We start from the raw sequence: 9,307 nt of genomic DNA on the forward strand, positions 1-9,307 counted from the left end.
AGGCCATGGCGGCGCGCAAGAGCGTGCTCCGCGGCGCGCCGGCCATGGCTCAGCGCCGCACGGCGGGCCGGCGCCCGGCCGGCGAAACCGGCGGCACGCTGCTGCTGGATCGCCGCCACCTCTATATCCTGCCCACCCGCGGCGGCCTCGGCTTTGCGGTCGTGCTGGCGGCGATGCTGCTGACTTCGCTGAACTACAACATCAGCCTGGGCTTTGCGCTGACCTTCCTGCTGGCCGGCATCGGCATGGCCTGCATGTGGCTGGCCTACCGCAACCTGCTCGACCTCGCCGTGGCCGCGGGCCCGGCGGCGCCGGCCTATGCCGGGCAGGATGCCGTGTTCCAGCTGCGCATCGACAACCGCGATGCCGACGCGCGCATCGGCATCGAGGCGCACGTGCCGACGCTGCCAAACGTGGCAATCGCCATGCTGATGCTCGAGGGCAGCGCCAGCGGCATGCTCGCCCTGTACGTGCCAACAGCGCGCCGGGGCCGGCTGGTGCTGCCGCGCGTGGCAATCGCCAGCCGCTTTCCGTTCGGGCTGTTCCGGGTCTGGAGCTATGCGGACCTGGACATGTCGACGCTGGTCTATCCTGCCCCGGAGCCCGATGCCCCGCCACCGCCTGCCGCATATCGGCCCGACGGTGGCGACGCCGTGCACACCACCGCCAGCGCGGCAAGCAGCGACGACGGCATCGACCAGCTGCGCCGCTACCGCAGCGGCGACCCGCTGCACCGCATCGCCTGGAAGCACAGCGCGCGCACCGGCCGCTGGCTCAGTCGCGCCGGCGATCCGCCGCAGCAGCCGGCGCGCTGGCTGGACTGGCACGCACTCCCGGCCGGCATGGAAGCGGAAGCGCGGCTGTCGCGCCTGTGCGCGTGGCTGCTGGCCGCCGGTGACGATGCCGAGATCGGCCTGCGCCTGCCCGGCGTTGAACTGCCGCCGGCGCGCGGCGCCAGCCACCGGCGCGCCTGCCTAGAAGCGCTGGCGTTATGGCCGCAACGGCCCGCGGCCTGCCGTGCCGGAGACCGGGTGTGAAACCCGTCGCGCGACCGCTGCAGCATGACGACCATGGACTGCTGCTGGGCCAGCTGGCGCTGGTGCTGGCGCCGCAGGCGCGCACGCTGCCGGTGGCGGTCAGCCTGCTGCTGGTGCTGCTGCTGGGCTGGCGCTGGCTGCTGTGGCGGAGGCGGGCGCCGCTGCCCTCGCGCTGGATGCTCGGCATCACGGCGGTCATGGTGCTGCTGGTGGCCAGCGCGCTGGTGTGGCAGGACGGCGGCGGCATGGGGCGCGAGCTCGCGGTGGCGCTGCTGGGCGCCTTTGTCATCCTCAAGCTGCTGGAATGCCGCGCGCTGTCGGACGCGACGCTGGTCACGCAGTTGTCGTTCTACCTGCTGCTGACGCTGTACCTGTCCGACCAGCCGTTCTGGCTGGCGCTGTACAGCCTGGCAATCGGCGCCTGGGTGCTGCGCAACTGGCTGCTGCTGCACCACCCCGAGGCGCGCAGCCGGCTGGCGATCTGGCCGCTGCTGGGACGCATGGCGCTGCTGGGCCTGCCCTGGGCGCTGGCGCTGTTCGTGCTGTTCCCCCGGCTGGAGCACCCGCTGTGGCAACTGCCGCAATCGGCGCCGCGCGGCACCACCGGCATCAGCGACACCATGCGGCCGGGCAGCGTCGGGCAGCTGATCCGCTCGCCGGAAGTCGCCCTGCGTGCCGAGGTCGCCGGCCCGCCGCTGCCCTCCGCAGCGCTGTACTGGCGTGCGCTGGTGCTGTGGGAATACGACGGCACCACCTGGCACCCGTCGCGACAGCGCCGGCAGCAACTGGCGCCCGCGCCCGCCGCCGGCAACACGGAAGGCATCGACATCAGCATCACGCTCGAGCCCAGCCAGCAGCGCTGGCTGTTCGCGCTGGACCGCGGCCAGGCCCTGTCCGCCGGCGTGGACGCCGCCGCCACGCCCGACGGCGAATTCATGGTGCGCGGGCCGGTGGACCAGCGCATCCGCTACCGCACGCATTCCACGCTGTCCCCCGCGCCCGAAGCGCTGACAGCCGCCACGCGCCGGCTGGCCCTGAGCCTGCCCGACGGCAATCCGCGCGCCCGCGCGCTGGCCGCCCAATGGGCCGACCGCCATGCCGATCCCGCCGCGCGCGTGCAGGCCGCACTGCGGCTGTTCGCGGCGGCGCCCTTCGCCTATACGCTGAGCCCGCCGCCGCTGGGCAGCGAACAGGTCGACAGCTTTTTGCTCGACACCCGGCGCGGCTTCTGCGAGCACTACGCCAGCAGCTTCGTCTTCCTGATGCGCGCTGCCGGCGTGCCCGCGCGCGTGGTCACGGGGTATCAGGGTGGCGAGTACAACCCCATCGGCAACCACTACGTGGTGCGCCAGTCCGATGCGCATGCCTGGGCCGAGGTCTGGCTGGACGGCCGCGGCTGGGTGCGCGTGGACCCGACAGGCGCCGTCGCGCCGAGCCGCATCGAGCAGGGACTGGATGCGGTGGTGGGCAGCGAAGCCGCCGACTGGCGGCCGTCGCAGCAACCGGCATGGCTGAAGGACCTGCGCTGGGCCTATGAAGGCGTCGTCTACACCTGGCAGCGCTGGGTGCTGCAGTACGACCATGCGCAGCAGCAGCGGCTGCTGCTGGCACTCGGCGCCGGCGTGGGCGCCGGGCAGTTGCTGGCCGGCGTGCTGGGCGCACTGTGCCTGCTGGCACTGGTGCCGCTGTGGCGGCGCCGCGGGCCGGCAGACCCGGTCGATGCGGCCTATGCCCGCTTCTGTGCCCTGCTGGCCCGCCACGGCTGCGAGCGCGCCCAGGCCGAAGGACCGCAAGACTTCGCCGCGCGCGCCAGCGCACGGCTGCCGCGCGCGGCCGACGCAATCGCTGCCGTCAGCGCCGCCTATGTCGGCTTGCGCTACGGCAACCTGCCGGCCGCGCGCCATGCGCAGGCGCTGGCAGCGATGCGGGCAGGCATTCGCCAGATCGCCGCGGCGTTGCGGCATTAGGCCCCCGCCAGCCAGATCGGCCGGCACGCCCCGACAGAATTAGCTTCGTTTGATATAATTTCATCTGTAACTATATCGAATGCAACCGATCCGCCGCTCGCGTGGATCGCAACGCCTCCCGCCATGTCTTTCGAACAACGCATCGACCGCTTCTGCGCCAGCCATCCCGAGGCCCCGCGCGACCTGATCCTGGCCTCCAGGCTGCTGCTGCGCACCGCGCGCCTGCTGCGCGGCCATATCGACCAGGCGCTGGCCCCGTTCGAACTGGACATGAGCCAGTACCTGCTCCTGAGCATGCTTGCCGTCGACGACAACCAGCCCAGCATGCCGTCCGAGCTGGGCACCACGCTGGACGCCACGCGCACGCAGATGACGCGGCTGCTGGACGGCCTGGAAGCGCGCGGGCTGCTGCGCCGGCGGGCGTCGGCCAGCGACCGGCGCAGCCTGGAGCTGACCCTGACCCCGGCCGGCCGCCGGCTGCTGGAGCGCGCCGCGCCGGCGGTGCATGCCGCCTACGGCGAGGCCTGGGCGCCGCTCGGCGCAGGCGGCCTGGCCAGCGCCACGCGTGCACTGACCCAATTGCACCAGACCCTGGAGGGGCTCCAGCCATGAATCCCGGCTCACCCTGGCAGCCGCTGTGGCGATTGCGCGTCAGCATGCGGTGGCTGCGCTGGCTGAGCCACCGGCAGCGCCAGATCCTGCTGATGATGCTGCTGGCGCTGGCCACCGGCGTGGAGTTCCTCGAGAACATCATGTTCGTGTTTGCCTCCAGCCATATCGTCGGCGGCCTCGACGCCGACCCGCGCAGCTTTGCGCTGGTGCAGGCGGCCTACGCGGTGGGCAGCATGCTGATGATCCTGAAGCAGCAATGGCTGTCGCGCCGGTTCGGCTACCGCTACTACCTGACGGGGGCGCTGCTGCTGTTCATGGCGGGCACGGTCGTGGCCGCGACCAGCCATGCGCTGCCGCAGATGGTGGTGGCGCGCTTTATCCAGGGCGTGGGCGGCGGCGCGCTGTTCACCAGCTGCCGCATCCTGGTCAACGTGCTGTTCGGGCCGACGGCACGCCCGCGCGCCACCCGCATTTTCATGATCGGCATCTTCTCGGCGTCGGCGCTGGGTCCGGCCTTCGCCGCCGAGCTGATCGACCATGGCGTATGGCAGGACGTGTTCTACGGCGTGCTGCCGTTCGCCGCGCTGGCCACGCTGGGTGCCTGGCTGCTGCTGCCGGATGCGGAGCCGCGCGCCGATACCAGCGGCCCCGCGCTCGGGCCGCTGCTGCTGTTCGGCGCCGCCATCGTGACCTTGCAGACGGCGCTGACCGAGGCGCGCTTCGACGTGTTCTCGCACCCGCTGCGGCTCGCGCTGGTGGCTGCCGCGGGCCTGGCGCTGCTGGCCGTGTTCCTGTGGCACCAGTGGCACCACCGCGATCCGGTGCTGCACCTGCGCGCACTGCGCCACCCGGTGTACCTGACCGGCTTGGCGATGTACTTCGTGTACTACATGATCAGCAACCTGAGCGGCTACCTGTTCCCGATCTACGCCGAGCAGGCACTGAAGATCCCGCTGGCCACAACCGGCTGGCTCAACACCTTTGCCGCGCTGGTCAGCCTGGCCGGCATCTTCGTCTACCTGCAGGTGGCGCCGCGCCTGACGCGCAAGAAGCCGCTGATGGTCGCCGGCCTGGTGCTGATAGCCGCCACGGCATGGTGGTTCTCGCAGATGCCGCCCGACGCCGGCCCGCCGGCGCTGGCATGGGGGCTGGTCGGCAAGGGGCTGTTCGGCGTGCTGGTGATCATCCCCATTGCCGGGCTGACGTTCCGGGCGCTGAGTCCCGATGAATTCGCCCATGGCTACCGCAGCAAGAACCTGATGCGGCAGGTCGCCAGCTCGTTTGCCTCGGCGCTGGGTGCGGTGCTGCTGCAGAACCGCCAGTTCGCGGTGCACGACAGCCTGCTGCACGCGGTGGGCCAGCGCCCCGCCGAGACCGAACACTGGATGGCTGCCATGCAGGCAGCATTGGCCGCGCGCGGCTTCGATGCGGCGCAGGCCCACCTGGGCGCGCTCGCACAACTAAACGGGCTGATCGAGCAGCAGGCCAGGCTGATTGCCTGCGAGGATATCTATCGGCTGATTGCGGTGCTGGCGCTGGGTGCGGCGGCGTACATGCTGCTGCAGCGGCGGCTGGCCTGAAGCCCGCGCGAGCGGCTATGCGCAAGCCGTGCGACGACTGGAACTACTGCGGGACAGACGCGGAATTCGGGGAGAAGCGAAGGCACCGCGCACGAGGCGATGGCGCGGACGGGTCGCAGTGCCGGCGGATGCGGCACCGGCGAAGTACCTGCTCAGAACAGCGACAGCTGGCGCATGCCGAAACCGATGGTCTCTTCCACGCGCGCACGGGCGTGGGCCAGCGAGCCTTCTGCGCCAGAGTAATTGCCGGCGGCCCAGTGGTAGACCACGGGGATGTCGCCGCGCTCCGACAGGCGCACTTCGCCAAGCTTGTCGCCGCGTTCGTTGCGGTAGAAGTGTGAGCGGTAGCCGCGCTCCCAGTGGGGGGCGACAACCTTCTTGCGCCGCCGGGGCTTCGGCGCGGAGCCGGCGGTGGACGTCGTGGACGTCAGTCGCCGCGCTCTATCGGTACCCGGCGTGATGGCGCGGGTGAAATCCAACTGCATAGACTTCCTCTTTGTCGATTCAGCAGAACCAGGGTCGGCGGGGGCTGCCGCCGCATGCTTCGTGCATCGCAGTCGAGATAATACCTGCTGGCGCGCTTTCTGTAAGCAGTTCGTTGCGCTGAATCCCGCCTCCGGCAAGGCTTAGCGGGCCGTATACCCTCTTCGTATACGTGTCGGTATACGTCGGGGTATACGTCCCGCGCGGGCAGCAAAGCCTTGCCAGTTAACGGCTTGCGGGCAGTCTGGCGTGCCCGCGGCAATCAGCCCAGGTCGAGCGGAATGAAGATGCGCGCATCGTCGCGCTGCACCAGCAGTGCCACCTGCTTGCCCGATTTCGATACCAGCGACCTGAGCTGCTCGGCCGAGCTGATGGGCGTGCCGTTGAGCGACAGGATCACGTCGCCCGGCTGGATGCCGACGCGCGCGGCGGGACCGGCCACGTCCTCGACCACCAGGCCGCCGTCGATGCCGCTGTCACGCTTCTCCGCGGGCGTAAGCGGGCGCACCGCCAGCCCCAGCCGGCCACCGGCCTCGCTGCCGCCGCCCTTCTGTGCGACGGCCCGGTCCTTGGCCGTGCCCACCGTCACCGACAGCGTCATCGGCTGGCCCTTGCGGATGATCTTCAGCGAGGTCTGCGTGCCCGGCTTGATATCGGCCACGTGCTCGGGCAGGTCGCCCGAATGGTCGATCACGTCATTGTCCAGCTGCACGATGACGTCGCCGGGCTTCAGGCCAGCGCGCGCGGCCGGGCTGTCGGGCTCGACCGAGTTGACCAGCGCACCGGTAGGCTTGGGCAGCCCGAACGATTGCGCCAGCGCCTGGTTCACCTCCTGCACGCTGATGCCGAGGCGCCCGCGCGTGACCTTGCCATGCGCCACCAGCTGCTGCTGCACCTTAGTGGCCACGTCGATCGGGATCGCAAACGACAGGCCCTGGTAACCGCCGGTCTGGCTGTAGATCTGCGCGTTGATGCCGACCACCTCGCCGCGCTGGTTGAACAGCGGCCCGCCCGAGTTGCCGGGATTGACGGCAACATCGGTCTGGATGAACGGCACATAGGTATCGTCCGGCAGCGAGCGCGACTTGGCGCTGACGATGCCCGCGGTCACGGTATTCTCGAAGCCATATGGAGAACCGATCGCCAGCACCGGCTCGCCCACGCGCACCCGCGAAGGATCGCCCAGGCGCACGGTCGGCAGGTTCCTGGCGTCGATGCGGATCACGGCCACATCGGTCTGCGGATCACTGCCGAGCACCTTGGCCTTGAACTCGCGGCGGTCGGTCAGCTTGACGGTGACCTCCTGCGCGCCGTCGACGACGTGCGCATTGGTCAGGATCAGCCCGTCCGGGCTCACGATAAAGCCCGAGCCCAGTCCGCGCACCAGTTGCTGCTGGCCGCCCTGCGGACCCTGGAACTGAGGCCCGAAACGCTTGAAGAACTGGAACAGCGGATCGTCCGGATCGATGCCCGGCGGCATCTGCGCCGCGGTGCGCTGGGCGCGCGCGGTGACGCTGATATTGACCACGGCAGGCCCGTACTGTGCCACGATGCCGGAGAAATCCGTCGGCGTGGCCACGGCGGCCGCCGGCTGCGCAGGCGCGACGGCTGGCGCAGGTGCCGCGTACCCCGGCGTGATGACTTCCTTCTGCAGATAGGCATAGCCGCCGCCAAGGGCGGCAAGGGCCGCGATACCAACGGCCGTGCGAGCAATGGTCTGGCGCATCATGTGTGGTTCCTTTCCTTGTGCATCAGGCGTCGACACTTTGCGACGCGACACGGTCATGCTAGCGACCCAGACTTAAAACAGACTTAAGGTTCAGCACTGGCCATGCACGGGCGTATCGAGCACATTTTGGAAAAGTGTAAATTTACATTGCGCACAATTTAATTGTGTTTAATATATCGCCATGGAACGCGACAACGACCCCTCCCCAAACTGGCTGCTGCTGGATCGCCAACTGTGCTTTGCGCTGTATTCGAGCTCACTGGCCATGACCAAGTTGTACAAGCCGCTCTTAAGTGAGCTTGGACTTACTTATCCGCAATATTTGGTGATGCTGGTGTTGTGGGAGACGGAAACGCTGACGGTCTCAGAACTCGGCGCCCGGCTGGCACTGGACTCGGGGACGCTGACGCCGCTGTTGAAGCGGCTGGAAACGGCGCGGCTGGTCACGCGCACACGTGACGCAGCCGACGAACGGCGGGTGCTGGTCAGCCTGACCGACTCCGGCCGTGCGTTGCGCCAGCGTGCCGAGCATATTCCTGAACAGATGTTGTGCGCCACGCAGTGCCCGGTCGAAGAGATCCAGGCCCTGACGCAGCGCCTGCATGCACTGCGGTCGTCGCTTGAACAAGCGCGGACCGATTCCAGCCTGCCGGACTGACGGCAAGCATTGATACGCCCTCTCGGGCAACAAACCGGAGCCTTAGATGAAACTCGAAAAAGTCGTTTATACCGCCCATGCCACCGCCACCGGCGGCCGTGACGGCCGTGCCACCACGTCCGATGGCCAGCTCGACGCCAAACTGGCCGTGCCCAAGGAAATGGGTGGCGCCGGTAACGGCCTGAATCCGGAACAGCTCTTTGCTGCCGGCTATTCGGCTTGTTTCCTGGGCGCCATGCGCTACGTTGCCGGCCAGCAGAAGATCGCCGTGCCCGCCGATGCCACCATCGAGGGCGCCGTCGGCATCGGCCCGATCCCGCAAGGCTTCGGCATCCAGGTCGAACTGAAGATCTCGCTGCCGGGCTTCGAGCGCGAGGCTGCCGAAAAGCTGGTCGAACAGGCGCACCAGGTGTGCCCGTACTCGAACGCAACGCGCGGCAATATCGATGTGACGCTGACTGTGGTCTGATCCTGCAGGCATGGAAAAGGCCGGTATCGCGAAGGCGATACCGGCCTTTTTGTTTGATCGCCCTGCCGTCTACTGAGCCGGCTCGGCTGCCGGCAATTGGGCGCAAAATGCGCGCTTCTGCGTCGAACTCAAGCGCTTGATCTCGATTTCCGCCTTCAACGCTTCGGACTTCGTCTCGAAGCGCAACTGGCCCAGGACGCGTATGGGCTTGCGCGATCGCGTGTATTTGGCGCCTTTTCCGGACAGATGCTCGGCGAAGCGGCGGGCAACATCGGTCGTGATTCCGGTGTAGATGGAATCACCGGTGCATTCGAGCAGATAGAGATACCAGGCGCTGTCAGCCGACATGGATGGGTAATGGGGGATTCAGCGAGGGATTTCAGCGGTAATGGTATTACGCCGGTGCGGCGGCGGCGAGTCATTGCATTTTCGCCGCGCCAAAGCAAAAACCCCCAGCCTTTTGGGGCTGGGGGTTCTGCGGTATAAGAGCCTGGCGATGACCTACTTTCACACGGGTATCCGCACTATCATCGGCGCGGAGCTGTTTCACGGACCTGTTCGGGATGGGAAGGGGTGGTTCCAGCTCGCTATGGTCACCAGGCATAAGGGGTTGCAGCGCTGAGGTTGAGGTCAACGCTGCGAATAGGGATGTAGTTGGGGTTGTGCGTCTTGTGTCAACTGTTTCGGCACAGTCGCGATCACACACCAGGCAAAACACACTGGTTATAGGATCAAGCCTTACGGGCAATTAGTACTGGTTAGCTTAACGCAT

At 68.1% G+C, this 9,307-nt stretch carries 9 protein-coding genes and 1 rRNA gene; 6 read left to right on the forward strand and 4 right to left on the reverse strand.

Annotation, left to right across the window (positions count from 1 at the left end; all coding sequences use genetic code 11):
- Positions 1-5: 5 nt before the first annotated feature.
- The 4 genes from AC3WL8_RS01720 (at position 6) to AC3WL8_RS01735 (ending at position 5,196) form a co-directional block, all read left to right on the forward strand.
- Positions 6-1,037 carry a DUF58 domain-containing protein gene (locus AC3WL8_RS01720; RefSeq protein WP_211979541.1) on the forward strand — a complete coding sequence of 344 codons (1,032 nt, stop codon included), beginning with the start codon at positions 6-8 and terminating at the stop codon, positions 1,035-1,037.
- Positions 1,034-3,004: a transglutaminase TgpA family protein gene (locus AC3WL8_RS01725; RefSeq protein ID WP_211979540.1), complete on the forward strand. Its 1,971-nt coding sequence runs from the start codon at positions 1,034-1,036 to the stop codon at positions 3,002-3,004. The genes AC3WL8_RS01720 and AC3WL8_RS01725 overlap by 4 nt, the downstream gene beginning before the upstream one ends.
- A 123-nt stretch (positions 3,005-3,127) precedes the next feature.
- The gene (locus AC3WL8_RS01730; protein WP_013951861.1) at positions 3,128-3,616 is read left to right on the forward strand and encodes a MarR family winged helix-turn-helix transcriptional regulator; all 489 of its coding nucleotides are present in this window, start codon (positions 3,128-3,130) and stop codon (positions 3,614-3,616) included.
- Positions 3,613-5,196 carry an MFS transporter gene (locus tag AC3WL8_RS01735; protein WP_211979539.1) on the forward strand — a complete coding sequence of 528 codons (1,584 nt, stop codon included), beginning with the start codon at positions 3,613-3,615 and terminating at the stop codon, positions 5,194-5,196. The genes AC3WL8_RS01730 and AC3WL8_RS01735 overlap by 4 nt, the downstream gene beginning before the upstream one ends.
- Before the next feature lie 152 nt (positions 5,197-5,348).
- On the opposite strand, the gene AC3WL8_RS01740 is transcribed toward AC3WL8_RS01735, so the two are convergent.
- Together AC3WL8_RS01740 and AC3WL8_RS01745 are read right to left on the reverse strand one after the other, a co-directional pair.
- Entirely contained in the window at positions 5,349-5,681 is a 333-nt protein-coding gene (locus AC3WL8_RS01740) for a hypothetical protein (protein ID WP_010809792.1), read from the reverse strand.
- A 260-nt stretch (positions 5,682-5,941) separates the two neighbouring features.
- On the reverse strand, positions 5,942-7,408 hold the full coding sequence (locus tag AC3WL8_RS01745) for a DegQ family serine endoprotease (RefSeq protein ID WP_211979538.1): 1,467 nt from the start codon (positions 7,406-7,408) through the stop codon (positions 5,942-5,944).
- Between the two features lie 181 nt (positions 7,409-7,589).
- Here AC3WL8_RS01745 and AC3WL8_RS01750 point away from each other — a divergent pair, with 181 nt between their 5' ends.
- Together AC3WL8_RS01750 and AC3WL8_RS01755 are read left to right on the forward strand one after the other, a co-directional pair.
- On the forward strand, positions 7,590-8,066 hold the full coding sequence (locus AC3WL8_RS01750) for a MarR family winged helix-turn-helix transcriptional regulator (RefSeq protein ID WP_013951858.1): 477 nt from the start codon (positions 7,590-7,592) through the stop codon (positions 8,064-8,066).
- Positions 8,067-8,112: 46 nt separating this feature from the next.
- Positions 8,113-8,535: an organic hydroperoxide resistance protein gene (locus tag AC3WL8_RS01755; protein ID WP_013951857.1), complete on the forward strand. Its 423-nt coding sequence runs from the start codon at positions 8,113-8,115 to the stop codon at positions 8,533-8,535.
- 69 nt (positions 8,536-8,604) lie between these two features.
- Here AC3WL8_RS01755 and AC3WL8_RS01760 read toward each other — a convergent pair whose 3' ends face one another.
- Together AC3WL8_RS01760 and rrf are read right to left on the reverse strand one after the other, a co-directional pair.
- Positions 8,605-8,883, reverse strand: coding sequence for a GIY-YIG nuclease family protein (locus AC3WL8_RS01760; protein ID WP_013951856.1), 279 nt, complete (start codon positions 8,881-8,883; stop codon positions 8,605-8,607).
- Between the two features lie 140 nt (positions 8,884-9,023).
- Positions 9,024-9,136 (reverse strand): 5S ribosomal RNA (rrf, locus tag AC3WL8_RS01765).
- Positions 9,137-9,307: the final 171 nt, after the last annotated feature.

Source organism: Cupriavidus sp. FW305-F7 (assembly GCF_058782875.1).

Excerpts from the sequence above, each read along its gene's own strand:
- AC3WL8_RS01720 (WP_211979541.1), top strand. The coding sequence starts at position 6 with ATGGCGGCGCGCAAGAGCGTGCTCCGCGGCGCGCCGGCCATGGCTCAG.
- AC3WL8_RS01730 (WP_013951861.1), top strand. The coding sequence starts at position 3,128 with ATGTCTTTCGAACAACGCATCGACCGCTTCTGCGCCAGCCATCCCGAG.
- AC3WL8_RS01735 (WP_211979539.1), top strand. The coding sequence starts at position 3,613 with ATGAATCCCGGCTCACCCTGGCAGCCGCTGTGGCGATTGCGCGTCAGC.
- AC3WL8_RS01740 (WP_010809792.1), bottom strand. The coding sequence starts at position 5,681 with ATGCAGTTGGATTTCACCCGCGCCATCACGCCGGGTACCGATAGAGCG.
- AC3WL8_RS01745 (WP_211979538.1), bottom strand. The coding sequence starts at position 7,408 with ATGATGCGCCAGACCATTGCTCGCACGGCCGTTGGTATCGCGGCCCTT.
- AC3WL8_RS01750 (WP_013951858.1), top strand. The coding sequence starts at position 7,590 with ATGGAACGCGACAACGACCCCTCCCCAAACTGGCTGCTGCTGGATCGC.
- AC3WL8_RS01755 (WP_013951857.1), top strand. The coding sequence starts at position 8,113 with ATGAAACTCGAAAAAGTCGTTTATACCGCCCATGCCACCGCCACCGGC.
- AC3WL8_RS01760 (WP_013951856.1), bottom strand. The coding sequence starts at position 8,883 with ATGTCGGCTGACAGCGCCTGGTATCTCTATCTGCTCGAATGCACCGGT.